We start from the raw sequence: 13,759 nt of genomic DNA on the forward strand, positions 1-13,759 counted from the left end.
CCACAGGGGATCTGTGTTGATAGCTACATCTTCAAACGGGACCGACGACTGCCATGACCGAAGACACCATCAAACGCCGCGCCAAAGGCCTCGACCGGGCGTTCGATATCCTCGATTTCCTCAAGGAAATCGGCCAGCCCCTGCGCCCGAATGACATCGCCAGCGGCATCGGCAGCCCCAAATCCACGGTCTACGAACTGGTGGCCTCGCTGCTGGAACGGCGCATCCTCGAAACCGTCGGCAAGGACGGTCATGTCTACCTCGGCCGTCAGCTGTACTTCCTCGGCCAGGCCCACCTGCGCCATTTCGACCTGACCCGCGAAGCCGACCACGCCCTGCAGGAAATCGTCAGCCAAACCCACGAAACCGCCCAGATGTGCCTGCTCAATGGCCGCAAATACACCGTGGCCCTGATGCGCGAAGGCGAGCGGCATTTCCGCATTTCCTCAGACATCGGCGAGAACGCGCCGATCCCCTGGACCGCCTCCGGCCGCCTGCTGCTGGGCCACCTGAGCGACCAGCAAATCATCGACCTGATCGACTACGACGACTTCATCCTCCCGGACGGTCAGCGCCTGCCTCTGGAAACCTTCCTCGGGCAAATCCGTCAGGCTACCCTCGACGGATTCTTCTCTTTCGACAGTGTCGCCGACACCTTTACCCACTGCTTTGCCGCCCCGGTTCGGGACGCCCAAGGCATCAGCATTGCGACCCTGTGCATCGTTGCCCCACGGGCCGATGCGATCAAAAACTACAACGACTACCGCCGGGTGCTGATCGACAGTGCGAACAACCTGGCCCGTCGCATCAACGAATAGGAAACCCTTATGTCTGCCTTCAATGCCGTTGAAAAAGGCGCCGCCGCCGTCGGTGCACATCTGGTCCGTGACGTCAGCCTGCCGGCCCTGGTGTTGCACCGCGACGCCCTGGAACACAACATCCGCTGGATGCAGGATTTCGTCAGCAACAGCGGTGCGCAATTGGCGCCTCACGGCAAGACCAGCATGATGCCCGCGCTGTTCCAGCGGCAGATCGAGCAGGGCGCCTGGGGCATCACCCTGGCCAACGCCGTGCAGACCCGCGCTGCGTACGCCGGTGGGGTTCGCCGGGTGTTGATGGCCAACCAACTGGTGGGCGCGCCGAACATGGCGCTGATCGCCGACCTGCTGGCCGACCCTGAATTCGACTTCCACTGCATGGTCGACCACCCGGACAACGTCGCCGACCTGGGCCTGTTCTTCGCCGCCCGTGGCCTGCGCTTGAACGTGATGATCGAATACGGCGTGGTCGGCGGGCGTTGCGGTTGCCGCACCGAACAACAGGTGCTCGACCTGGCCAAGGCGATCAAGGCCCAGCCTGCGCTGGCCCTCACCGGCATCGAAGGCTACGAAGGGGTGATCCATGGCGAGCACGCCATCAGTGGCATCCGCGAATTCGCCGCCTCCCTGGTACGCCTGGCCGTCGACCTGCAAAACAGCGGCGCCTTCGACCTGGCCAAGCCCATCATTACCGCCTCGGGTTCGGCCTGGTACGACCTGATTGCCGAATCCTTCGAAGCCCAGAACGCCGCTGGCCGCTTCCTCAGCGTATTGCGCCCGGGCAGCTACGTGGCTCACGACCACGGCATCTACAAAGACGCGCAGTGCTGCGTACTGGACCGTCGCAGCGACCTCAACGAAGGCCTGCGCCCGGCGCTGGAAGTCTGGGCCCACGTGCAATCGCTGCCGGAGCCGGGCTTCGCGGTGATCGCCCTGGGCAAGCGCGACGTCGCCTACGACGCCGGCCTGCCGGTACCGCTCAAGCGCTACAAGGCTGGCGTGCTGCCAGCCGAGGGTGATGATGTGACCGCGTGCAAGGTCACCGCCGTGATGGACCAGCATGCGTTCATGGTCGTCGCACCGGGGGTTGAGCTGCGCATTGGCGACATCATCTCCTTCGGCACATCCCACCCGTGCCTGACCTTCGACAAGTGGCAAGTGGGTAATCTGGTGGATGAGCAGTTGCAGGTGATCGAAAGCCTGCATACCTGCTTCTAGACCGAGTCGCGCCTTTCGCGAGCAAGCCCGCTCCCACATTCGACCGAGTTCCTTCAGTTGAAATGCATTCAAATGTGGGAGCGGGCTTGCTCGCGAAGAGGCCCTCCAGTACATCGAGAGACCCCAGGCATGAACACAAAACCCCGCATCGCCCTCATCGGCGAATGCATGATCGAACTGCAACACCGCGCCGACGGCAGCCTGCAACAAAGCTTCGGCGGCGACACCCTGAACGCCGCCGTCTACCTGCGCCGCGAGCTGGGTGAACCGAGCACCGTCGACTACGTCACCGCCCTGGGCGATGACAGCTTCAGCGATGCCATGTGCAAGCACTGGGCCGAAGAAGGCCTGGGCCTGGGCATGGTCCAGCGCCTGCCCGGGCGCCTGCCGGGTTTGTACTGCATCCAGACCGATGCCAACGGCGAGCGCAAATTCCTCTACTGGCGCAATGAAGCGGCCGTGCGCGACTGCTTCACCACACCGGCGGCCGAGCCGATCCTGGCAGCGTTGCCGACGTACGACGTGGTGTATTTCAGCGGCATCACCCTGGCGGTGCTGGGCGAAGTGGGCCGTGCGCGCCTGCTGGAAACCCTGGTCGAAACCCGCAAGCGCGGCGGCAAGGTGGTGTTCGACAACAACTACCGGCCACGCCTGTGGGCCAGCATGGACGCCGCACGCGCGGCGTATCACGCGGTGTTGGCCGAGGTGGATATCGCCTTGCTGACCGAGGATGACGAACGGGCGTTGTTCGGCTATGAAGACAGCGAGCAGGTGTTTGCGGCGTACCCGACGATTGCCGAGGTGGTGCTCAAGCGCGGGGCGGATGCGTGTTTGATTCGCTGGGAGGATGAGCGGTTCGAGGTGCCGGCGCTGGTGGTGGAGAAGGTGGTCGACACTACGGCGGCGGGGGATTCGTTCAGTGCGGCGTACCTGGCCAGTCGGCTCAAGGGCGGCTCGCCGCAGGATGCAGCACTGGCCGGGCATCGGTTGGCGAGCCGGGTGATTCAGGTGCCAGGTGCACTCATTCCCCGAGACTAACGCTGATCGTTCCCACGCTCCGCGTGGGAATGCAGCCAGGGACGCTCTGCGTCCCAAGAGCGGACGCAGAGCGTCAGGTGAGGCATTCCCACGCGGAGCGTGGGAACGATCAGCCACTACAGGCTCATCAATCGCGATAAAACACTTGCACCAGGTGATACCCGAACTTGCTCTTGATCGGCCCATGAACCACCTTCACGGGCTTCTTGAAGATCACCGCATCAATCACCCCCACCATCTGCCCCGGCCGCACTTCACCCAAATCACCGCCGCGCTTGGCGGAAGGGCAGGTGGAGTACTTCTTGGCCAACACATCAAACGCTTCGCCCTTGGCAATACGCTGCTTGAGCTGTTCGGCTTCCTCACTGGTTTTCACCAGAATGTGACGGGCTTGGGCTTTCATTGATCGGTCCTGATGTGAAACGGCGCGCGATTATGCCTGAAGTCAGGCCTCTGAGCTGATCATGCTGCGGATTTTGTTGGCCAGCAGGTCAATCGAAAACGGCTTGGCCACCATGTCCATGCCTTCCTCCAGGAACCCCTGGCGCTCGGCGGCTTTCTCGGCGTAACCGGTCATGAACAGCACCTTCAGGTCCGGCCGGTGTTGCCGGGCGATTTCCGCCAGTTGCCTGCCGTTCATCCCCGGCAAGCCCACATCAGTCACCAGCAAATCCACGCGCAAGTCGGACTCCAGCAACGGCAGCGCCGCCCGTGCATCCGCCGCCTGGTGTGCGGTGTAGCCCAGTTCATCCAGCACATTCACCACCAGCATCCGCACTGCCGGGTCGTCCTCGACCACCACCACGGCTTCGCCTTCCAGCGCTACCGGGGCTTCGCCCTGGGTAGCGGGCGTGGTCCGCTCCAGTGCCGTGCCATGCAGGCGCGGCAGGTACAGGCGCACGCAGGTGCCCTGGCCCGGTTCGCTTTGGATGGTCACGTGGCCGCCGGATTGCTGTGCAAACCCATAGATCATCGACAGCCCAAGGCCGGTACCCTGGCCGATGGGCTTGGTGGTGAAGAACGGGTCGAAGGCCTTGGCGAGGATTTTCGCGGTCATGCCGGCGCCGTTGTCGCTCACGCCGAGCATCACATAGTCGCCGGCCTTGACCGGTTCCAGGGTGGTGATGTCGGTGCCGTCGAGGTAGCTGTTAGCGGTCTCGATGCACAATTGCCCACCGTCGGGCATCGCATCGCGGGCGTTGATCACCAGGTTGAGCAGGGCGTTTTCCAGCTGGCTGGCGTCGGTGTTCACCGGCCACACGTCGGTGCCCAGTTGCACCTTGAGTTCGATGTGCGCGCCCTTGGTGCGGCGGAACAGGTCTTCCAGGGACGCCACCAATTGATTCGGGTCGACCGGCTTGCGGTCCAGGGATTGGCGGCGGGAGAAGGCCAGCAGGCGATGGGTCAGCGCAGCGGCGCGATGAGCCGAGGATACGGCGGCGTCGGTGAAACGGCCGATCTCGTCGCTGCGCCCGGCGGCGATATAGCGTTGCATCAGGTCCAGGCTGCCGATGATCCCGGTGAGCATGTTGTTGAAGTCATGGGCGATGCCGCCGGTGAGCTGGCCGACCGCTTCCATCTTCTGAGCATGGCGCAGGGCGTCTTCGGCACGCTCGCGCTCGAACATCTCGTTTTGCAGGCGCTGGTTGGCTTCGGCCAGGGCCTGGGTGCGCTGGCTGACGCGCTCTTCGAGGTTTTCGTTGAGGTGGCGCAGGGCCTCTTCGGTCAGTTTGCGCTCGGTCTCGTCGATCACAAAAATATAGAAACCGTTGACTGAACCGTCAGCGCTGAAACGCGGCAAGTACTTCATCAGCGCGTGGCGTGGCCGCCCGTCATGGTGCGGGGTGACGGTAACAAAACTGCAGGCCTTGCCCTTGAGCGCCGCCTCGATCTTGTCGACGCGCCCGGCATAGATTTCGTCGCCCACGACTTCGCGGATGCTCTTGCCGTACAACTCCTGCGGGGTCATGCCGTACCATTCCAGATAGGCACTGTTGTTCAGGCGAAAACGCTGCTCGTGGTCGACATAACCGATCAGCACGGGCATGGCGTTGATGATCAGTTGCAGCTCGGTCTGGCTTTGGCGCAGGGCCTGTTCGGTGTGCTTGCGTTCGGTCAGGTCGAGGGCTGCGCCGAGAAAACGCGCCGGTCGGCCATGGTGGTCCTTGTAGCAGCGGCCCCGAGCAAACACCCAGCGCACTTCGCCGTCGGCGCGCTGCAGGCGGTATTCCTCGGCGTACTCGGTGCCGTGGGTGATGCAGTGCTTGATGCTGCGGGCCACCATGCCACGGTCTTCGGGGTGCACGCCTTGCAGGTAGTCGCTGATGGGCAGCAGGTCGGCGTCGCACGGGTCAACACCGTGCAGTTGGGCGAAATGAGCGTCGGCGATAAAGCGGTCTTCGCCGATATCCCAGTCCCAGGTGCCCACGGCATCGGTGGCGGCCAGGGCCAACTGCAGGCGCTGCTCGGTGTTGCGCTGGGCCTTGAGGCTGTTCTCGGTGCGCTGCTGCAGTTCCAGGGCGATGCGCCGGCGCTCGTTGGTTTCGATGGCGGTAATCAGGATCCCGGCGACCTCGCCACGTTCGTCGCGGATCGGGCTGTAGGTCAGGTCGAGCCAGATCTCGGTGTCGCGGTCGTTGCGCTGCAGGACGAAACGCTGCTCGGTGAAGGTGCGCACCTGGCCCATGAGGACGGCGCTGTAGATCGGGTCGGTAAACGGCTTGAGCTCAGGCCAGATCAGGTCAGCCGGTTGGCCGAAGGCGGCCGGGTGCTTGTTGCCCGCCAGCATTGCGAAGCCGTCATTGTAGATCTGGGTGAGTTCGGCACCCCACAGCAACAGCATCGGCATCGGTGAATGGATCACGATGTCCACGGCTGTACGGAGGCTTTGCGGCCAATCAATGGCGTCACCGAGGGGGCTTCGTGCCCAGTCCAGCCGCGCAATCAGTGCTGCGGCCTCGCTGCCGGTGGGTGATACGTTCATGTAAATGCCCTGCGCGTAACGCTTGAAGAATGACAAAAGCCGATTATCCCGCGACCCGGGGCCGGCTTTCCACCCTCGAAAAATAGCATGCTTGAGGGGTTTGTCTTCAAATGAGTGCTTAAAGGCTAAAACGTTTCATCTTTCTGCCAGCTCCGGGCGATCACGAAATTGCTCCAGCGCCTCGGGGTTGGCCAGTGCGTCGGTGTTCTTGACCGCCTCGCCATGCACCACGTTGCGCACCGCCAGCTCGACGATCTTGCCGCTGATGGTGCGCGGGATATCCGTCACCGCGAGGATCTTCGCCGGCACGTGGCGCGGCGTGGTGTTGGCGCGGATCACCTGGCGGATCTGCTGCTCCAGGCCGTCGTCCAGTTCGATGCCATCGTTGAGGCGCACAAACAGCACCACCCGCACGTCATCCTGCCAGCGTTGGCCGATGGCCAGGCTTTCCAGGACCTGAGGCACTTTTTCCACCTGGCGATAGATCTCTGCGGTGCCGATGCGCACGCCGCCGGGGTTGAGCACCGCATCCGAGCGGCCATGGATCAGCAAGCTGCCATTGGGTCGCTGTTCGGCGTAGTCGCCCTGGGCCCACACGCCCGGGAACTGGCTGAAATACGAAGCCCGCAGTTTTTCCTGATGCGGGTCATTCCACAGGCCGATGGGCATTGCCGGGAAGTGCCGGGTGCACACCAGTTCGCCTTTTTCGCCCACCAGCGGGTGGCCCTGGTCGTCCCACACTTCGATAGCCATTGCCAGGCTCTTGCACTGCATCTCGCCACGGCGCACCGGCAGCACCGGGTTGCCGATCACGAAGCAGGACACGATGTCGGTGCCACCCGACATCGACGACAGGCACAGCTCGGGCTTGATCTCGCGGTACACGTAGTCGTAGCTCTGGGGCGACAGCGGCGAGCCGGTAGAAATCAGGCCCTTGAGGCTGCCCAGGTCATGGCTCAGCCGCGGTTGCAGCCCGGCTTTCTCCAGGGTGGCGAGGAACTTGGGGCTGGTGCCGAACACGCTGATTTTTTCCTGGTCGATCAGGTCCATCAGGCGTTCCGGCCCGGGGTGAAACGGCGAGCCGTCATACAGCACCGCCGTGGCGCCGATGGCCAGTACCGACACCAGCCAGTTCCACATCATCCAGCCGCAGGTGGTGTAGTAGAACAGGCAGTCATCCCGCGACAGGTCGGCGTGCAGGCCGTGTTCCTTGAGGTGGGTGAGCAATACGCCGCCGGTGCCGTGGATGATGCACTTGGGCACGCCGGTGGTGCCGCTGGAATAGAGGATGTACAGCGGCTGATCGAAGGGCACGGCGACGAAATCGGGCTCGTCGCCGGGGGTGTAGAAGTCGTCCCAGAGTACGACGTGGGCCCGGGTCTGATACTCCTCGGGACGCGCCTGCGGGCGGGCATACGGCACGATGATCAGTTGTTGCAGGGACGGCAGCCGTTCGAGGATTTCATTGAGCTTGCTGCTTTGGTCGATGACCTTGCCGGCGTAGCGGTAACCGGCGCAGGTGATCAGCACCTTGGGTTCGATCTGGCCGAAGCGGTCGATCACGCCCTGGGTGCCGAAGTCCGGCGAGGAGCACGACCAGATGGCGCCGAGGCTGGTGGTGGCGAGCATGCCCACCAGGGTTTGCCAGGTGTTGGGCATGCACGCGGCCACCCGGTCCCCCACGCCCACGCCGGCCGCCCGCAGGCTGCGCTGCAGGCCGGCGACATGGCGGGCCAGTTCGGCGTAGGTCAATTGCTCGCGCTGGCCGTCTTCGCTGATCGCGACCACGGCGGGGTGATCGTCGCGGCGGCGCAGCAGGTGTTCGGCAAAGTTCAGGGTAGCGCCGGGAAACCACTGGGCGCTGGGCATCTCCGCGTCTTCGATCAGCACCGCGCTGGGCGGCGTGCGGAACTGCACCTCAAAAAACTCGACAATCGACTGCCAGAAGTCCGGGCGCTGGTCGATGCTCCACTGGTGCAGGGCCGGGTAGTCGCTGATCTGCAAGGCATGGCGATCATTGATGAAGCGCCGGAACTGGTCCATCCGGGTGTTGTGGATGCGTTCGGGGGAGGGTTGCCAGAGTATTTCGGACATAAGGAAATCTCTTTTTTATTATCTGATCTATCTAACGACACCGATCAAAATGTGGGAGCGGGCTTGCTCGCGAATGCGGTGGGTCAGTTCCAGATGTGTTAACTGATACACCGCATTCGCGAGCAAGCCCGCTCCCACATTTGAGCTGCGGTGTCTTGGGAATCGTCGTTTACTGGGCCAGCCAGCCACCGTCGATATTCCACGCCGCACCGCGCACCTGGCTGCCGGCTTCGCTGCACAGGAACAGCACCAGCTCCCCCAATTGCGGCGGCGTCACGAACTCCAGCGACGGCTGCTTCTCCGCCAGCAAATCCTGCTGCGCCTGCTGCGGGTCAACCCCGCTGGCAATGCGGTCATCAATCTGCTTCTGCACCAGCGGCGTCAGCACCCAGCCCGGGCAGATGGCATTGCAGGTGACATTACTCTGGGCGGTCTCCAGGCCCACCACCTTGGTCAGCCCGATCACCCCGTGCTTGGCAGCGACGTAAGCCGCCTTGCCCACCGAACCCACCAGCCCATGCACCGAGGCGATATTGACGATCCGCCCCCAACCCTTGGCTTTCATGCCCGGCAGGCTCAAACGCGTGCTGTGGAACACCGACGACAGGTTGATCGCAATGATCGAATCCCAGCGCTCCACCGGGAATTCGTCCACCGGCGCCACATGCTGGATCCCGGCGTTGTTCACCAGAATGTCGATGCCGCCAAACTCGCGCTCGGCGTAGGCGATCATCTCGGCGATCTGCGCCGGGTCGCTGACGTCGGCCGGATGATGCCCGACCTTGCCGCCGAAGGCCTGCACCTGGGCGATCACCGCGCTGGCATCGCCGAAGCCGTTGAGGATCAGGTTGGCGCCGGCCTTGGCCAGGCTCAGGGCGATGCCCAGGCCGATGCCGCTGGTGGAACCGGTGACCAGGGCGGTCTTGCCGTTCAATGTCGTCATATCAACCTCACACAATGCCGGTGGCGTAGAAAGTACCAATCACCACGAACACCGCGAGGGTCTTGATGATCGTGATGCCGAAAATATCTTTATAGGCTTCGCGGTGGGTCAGCCCGGTGACCGCCAGCAGCGTGATCACGGCGCCGTTGTGGGGCAGGGTGTCCATGCCGCCGCTGGCCATGGCCGCGACCCGGTGCAGTACTTCAAGGGGGATATTGGCCGCATGGGCCGCTGAAATAAAGCTCTCCGACATGGCCGCCAGCGCGATGCTCATGCCGCCCGAGGCGGAACCGGTGATGCCGGCCAGCAGGGTCACGGTAATCGCTTCGTTGACCAGTGGGTTGGGAATGCCCTTGAGCCAGTCCGCCAGCACCAGGAAGCCCGGCAGCGAGGCGATCACCGCACCAAAACCGTATTCCGAAGCGGTGTTCATCGCCGCCAGCAGTGCACCGCTTACCGCGCTCTTGCTGCCTTCGGCGAGCTTGCTGCGAATCGCCGAGAAGCCGAACACCAGCACCACGATAATCCCCACCAGCAACGCCGCCTGCACCGCCCAGATTGCCGTGAGCTTGGCGACTTCGGTCTGCACCGGCGCGCTCATGCCCGGCAGGCTGAGGGTGTGGGTCTTGCCGTACCACAGCGGAATCCAGTGGGTGAACAGCAGGTTCATGATGCCCACCAGTAACAGCGGCGACAGCGCGATCCAAGGGTTGGGCAGCTTGATGTCTTCGGCGGTTTCCGGCTCGTTGCGCAGCTCGGTCCCATAGCCTTCACCGGCGCGCTGGGCCTTGTTGCGCTGGCGGGCCAGGTACAGCATGCCGGCGCAGAACACGAAGATCGTGCCGATCAGCCCCAGCCACGGCGCGGCCCAGGCGGTGGTGTTGAAGAAGGTGCTGGGGATGATGTTCTGGATCTGCGGCGTGCCGGGCAGGGCGTCCATGGTGAACGAGAACGCGCCGAGGGCGATGGTCGCCGGCAGCAAGCGCTTGGGGATATTGCTCTGGCGGAACATCTCGGCGGCAAACGGGTACACCGCGAACACCACCACGAACAGCGACACGCCGCCGTAGGTCAGCAGGGCGCACACCAGCACGATCACCAGCATCGCCTGGCGCGTGCCGAGCAACTGGATCGCGGCGGCGACGATTGAGCGCGAGAAGCCGGAGATTTCAATCAGCTTGCCGAACACCGCGCCGAGCAGGAATACCGGGAAATACAGCTTGAGGAAGCCGACCATTTTCTCCATGAACACCCCGGTGAACGCGGGAGCGACGGCGGAAGGGTCGGTGAGCAGCACGGCGCCGAGGGCGGCGATGGGGGCGAACAGGATGACGCTGTAGCCACGGTAGGCGGCCAGCATCAGCAGCGCCAGGGCTGCGAGGGCAATGATCACACTCATGGTGTGTCTCCATCTGATTGTTATTTTTGTGGGGGTGAGGCGGTGGGGAGGGTCTTTAGCGAGATGTGTGCCAAGTTATTAACCTATTGAAATATATAGAGAAATTCTTGACCTGTGAGAGTGTTCTCAAGTTTTGTCCCGAATTTGAGACTGCTGGAGATCAAATGTGGGAGCGGGCTTGCTCGCGAATGCGGTGTATCAGGCAGTAATTCAGGCACTGACACACCGCATTCGCGAGCAAGCCCGCTCCCACATTGGATTTTCTCTGTATTTGGAATTGTGTCTCTTTTTGGAGACTAGGCGATGCCCAAGGCAACCATTTTCTTGTACAAGGTCGACCGGCCCAGCCCCAGCCGCTTCGCCGCCTCCACCACATTCCCCTCACAGTGCTTCAACGCCGCCCCAATCACCTGCCGATCAAACCGCTCCCGGGCCGCGCTGAAACTCTCGCCCTCAACGGTCTCTACCGAACGCTGCTCAACCGGGCTGAACGTACCAATCGCCGCGCGAATTTCACTGGCATCCAGCACCAGGTCATCACTCAACAGTGCCGCCCGCTCCAGCACATTGCGCAGCTCGCGGATATTCCCCGGCCACGCATGCTGCGCCAATAACGCCAAGGCCTCGCGGTCCAGCTCATGCTGGCTGCGCAACTCCTCCAGAATCGCCTCGCTCAACGCCGGCAAATCATCCAGCCGCGCGCGCAACGGCGGCACCTGGATCGGCAGCACGTTCAGGCGGTAATACAGGTCCGCCCGAAACTCGCCGCGCTTGATTGCCGCTTCCAGGTCCATGGACGTGGCTGCAATCACCCGCACATCGCTGTGGATCATCTCGTTGGAGCCCACCGGCTCGAACTCCTTCTCCTGCAACACCCGCAGCAATTTGCTTTGCAGTGGTAGCGGCATGTCGCCGATCTCATCCAGAAACAGCGTGCCGCCCTGGGCAATCTGCAACTTGCCGGGGCGGCCCTTGCGGTCGGCACCGGTAAATGCGCCGGGCGCGGTGCCGAAGAATTCCGCCTCCAGCAAATCATGCGGGATGGCTGCGCTGTTGATGCTGACGAAAGCTTTATGGGCGCGAGGCGATGCACCATGAATCGCCTGGGCCAGCAGCTCCTTGCCGGTCCCGGTTTCCCCCAGCAGCAACACTGGCGACTCCGCGCTCGCACTGCGCCGCGCCCGACGTTTGACTTCCAGGCTGGCCGCGCTGGTGCCGATAAAGTGCGCGAAGTTGTATTTACTCTGCCGCGACCTCAGCAGCGACCGAGTGGAAGCCAGTTCCTGCTGCATGCTCAGGTAACGCTCGATCAACGGCGACAGGTTGCGCAGCTCATCAAACAACGCAAACCCGATGGCGCCGATCACCTTGCCGGCGTCGTCATGGATCGGCAGGCGCATCACCACCAGCGGGCCTTTGGGCGTGTCCTGGATATCCAGCAATATCGGCTGGTCGTTACGCACCACCTGGCGCAACAGGCTGTTGGAAATCACCTGCTCGCAGGGTTGCCCGATGGCTTCGTCGGCGCTTTTCAGGCCGAAGCGCTTGGCGTAGCGCTCGTTCATCCAGACGATGTTCGCGTCACCGTCGACAATCACCGTGCCTTCGCTGGACTGCTCGATGATCTCGAACAGCGACTGGATCGCCAGGCCGCGAACGTATTGGTAATCCTTGAGGCTGCCAGTGGTGCTCATGGGTGCGCCGCCGCGAGGAGTTCCCGGGTGTAAGGGTGTTGAGGCGCGGCAAACACTTCATCGCTGGGCCCGCGTTCCACCACCTTGCCGTCCTTGATCACGATCATGTCGTGGGCCAGGGCCCGCACCACCGCCAGGTCATGGCTGATAAACAGGTACGTCAGGCCGTACTTTTCCTGCAGCTCAAGCAGCAGGGCGACCACCTGTTTCTGCACGGTACGGTCCAGTGCAGAAGTGGGTTCGTCCAGCAGGATCAGCGCCGGCTTGAGCACCAGCGCACGGGCGATGGCGATGCGCTGGCGCTGGCCGCCGGAGAATTCATGGGGGTAGCGATGGCGGCTGGCAGGGTCCAGGCCCACGTCTTCCAGCACGCGAATCACTTGGGCTTCGCGGTCCTTGAGGCTGCACGGCGCATGCACTTCCAGGCCTTCGCTGATGATCTGCGCCACCGACATCCGCGGGCTGAGGCTGCCGAACGGGTCCTGGAACACCACCTGCATCTGCTTGCGCCACGGTTGCATCTGCTTTTGCGTCAGGCCGTCGAGGGCCTCGCCCTGGAAGCGAATCGTGCCGCTGGAATCCAGCAGCCGCAGAATCGCCTGGCCCAGGGTGGATTTGCCAGAGCCGGACTCGCCGACAATCCCCAGTGTCTTGCCGCGCTGTACCTCCAGGCTGATGCCATCCACCGCTTGCAGGTATTGCTTGCGCCGGAACAGTCCGCCGCCCAGCGGGAACTGCACACTCAGGTTATCCACCTGCAACACCGTCTCCCGCGCCTCGTGATTCAAGACGATGCCTGCCGGTTCAGCATCCAGCAGCAGGCGGCTGTAAGGGTGCTGCGGGGCGCAGAACAGGGTTTCGCAATCCGCCTGTTCGACAATTTCCCCGGCCTTCATCACGCACACCCGCTGGGCAATGCTGCGCACCAGGTTGAGGTCGTGGCTGATCAGCAGCAGCGACATGCCCAGGCGTTGTTGCAGGGACTTGAGCAGCAGCAGGATCTTGCGCTGCACCGTCACATCCAGTGCAGTCGTCGGCTCATCGGCAATCAGCAGTTCCGGTTCACAGGCCAGGGCCATGGCGATCATCACCCGCTGGCGCTGGCCGCCGGAGAGTTGGTGGGGGTAGGCCTTGAGGCGTTCCCGGGGCTTCTGGATGCCCACCAGTTCGAGCAATTCAAGGATCCGCGCCTGGGCCTGTTTGCCGCCCAGGCCCTTGTGCAACAGCAGGGTTTCGCCGATCTGCTTCTCGATGCTGTGCAGCGGATTCAGGGACGTCATCGGCTCCTGGAAGATCATCGCAATCCGGTTGCCCCGCAGTTTTTGCAGGGTGGCGGGCGAGGCGCCGAGCAGTTCCTGGCCGCGATAGCGCACCGAGCCGGTGGTTTCGGTGCCGGCTTCGGGCAGCAGTTGCAGGATCGAATGGGCGGTCACCGATTTGCCCGAACCCGACTCGCCCACCAGCGCCAGGCACTCGCCGGGGCGCACGTCCAGGCACAGCTTGCGCACCACGGTCTGGCCGTTGAAGGCGACACTCAGGTCGCGAATCTCGATCAGGTTTTCAGTCATCTCA

At 63.2% G+C, this 13,759-nt stretch carries 9 protein-coding genes and 1 pseudogene; 3 read left to right on the plus strand and 7 right to left on the minus strand.

Annotation, left to right across the window (positions count from 1 at the left end; all coding sequences use genetic code 11):
• Nucleotides 1–53 precede the first annotated feature (53 nt).
• The 3 genes from HX814_RS00895 to HX814_RS00905 all read left to right on the plus strand — a co-directional run bounded on the left by HX814_RS00895 (nt 54) and on the right by HX814_RS00905 (nt 3,074).
• Nucleotides 54–818: an IclR family transcriptional regulator gene (locus HX814_RS00895; RefSeq protein WP_003208002.1), complete on the plus strand. Its 765-nt coding sequence runs from the start codon at nt 54–56 to the stop codon at nt 816–818.
• Nucleotides 819–827: 9 nt separating this feature from the next.
• Nucleotides 828–2,036, plus strand: coding sequence for an amino acid deaminase (locus HX814_RS00900; RefSeq protein WP_102369341.1), 1,209 nt, complete (start codon nt 828–830; stop codon nt 2,034–2,036).
• Nucleotides 2,037–2,165: 129 nt separating this feature from the next.
• Nucleotides 2,166–3,074, plus strand: coding sequence for a sugar kinase (locus HX814_RS00905; protein ID WP_177008261.1), 909 nt, complete (start codon nt 2,166–2,168; stop codon nt 3,072–3,074).
• A gap of 127 nt (nt 3,075–3,201) precedes the next feature.
• Here the strand turns inward: HX814_RS00905 and HX814_RS00910 are convergent.
• The 7 genes and pseudogenes from HX814_RS00910 to HX814_RS00940 form a co-directional block, all read right to left on the minus strand.
• Nucleotides 3,202–3,492 (minus strand): annotated as a pseudogene (locus HX814_RS00910) (peptidylprolyl isomerase); the annotation flags it as partial.
• Between the two features lie 27 nt (nt 3,493–3,519).
• The gene (locus tag HX814_RS00915) at nt 3,520–6,057 is read right to left on the minus strand and encodes a PAS domain-containing protein (RefSeq protein WP_023658930.1); all 2,538 of its coding nucleotides are present in this window, start codon (nt 6,055–6,057) and stop codon (nt 3,520–3,522) included.
• Between the two features lie 135 nt (nt 6,058–6,192).
• Nucleotides 6,193–8,151, minus strand: coding sequence for an acetoacetate--CoA ligase (locus tag HX814_RS00920; protein ID WP_177008260.1), 1,959 nt, complete (start codon nt 8,149–8,151; stop codon nt 6,193–6,195).
• 169 nt (nt 8,152–8,320) lie between these two features.
• The gene (locus HX814_RS00925) at nt 8,321–9,094 is read right to left on the minus strand and encodes a 3-hydroxybutyrate dehydrogenase (protein ID WP_008436986.1); all 774 of its coding nucleotides are present in this window, start codon (nt 9,092–9,094) and stop codon (nt 8,321–8,323) included.
• Nucleotides 9,095–9,101: 7 nt separating this feature from the next.
• Complete coding sequence (locus tag HX814_RS00930) at nt 9,102–10,493, minus strand: GntP family permease (protein WP_102369337.1); 1,392 nt, start codon at nt 10,491–10,493, stop codon at nt 9,102–9,104.
• A 296-nt stretch (nt 10,494–10,789) separates the two neighbouring features.
• Entirely contained in the window at nt 10,790–12,187 is a 1,398-nt protein-coding gene (locus HX814_RS00935) for a sigma-54-dependent Fis family transcriptional regulator (protein WP_177008259.1), read from the minus strand.
• A complete protein-coding gene (locus tag HX814_RS00940; RefSeq protein ID WP_087694187.1) occupies nt 12,184–13,755 on the minus strand; it encodes an ABC transporter ATP-binding protein in 1,572 nt (523 codons plus the stop codon). The genes HX814_RS00935 and HX814_RS00940 overlap by 4 nt, the downstream gene beginning before the upstream one ends.
• Between the last annotated feature and the right edge of the window lie 4 nt (nt 13,756–13,759).

Source organism: Pseudomonas sp. C8002 (genome assembly GCF_013385765.1).
Taxonomy (GTDB): domain Bacteria; phylum Pseudomonadota; class Gammaproteobacteria; order Pseudomonadales; family Pseudomonadaceae; genus Aquipseudomonas.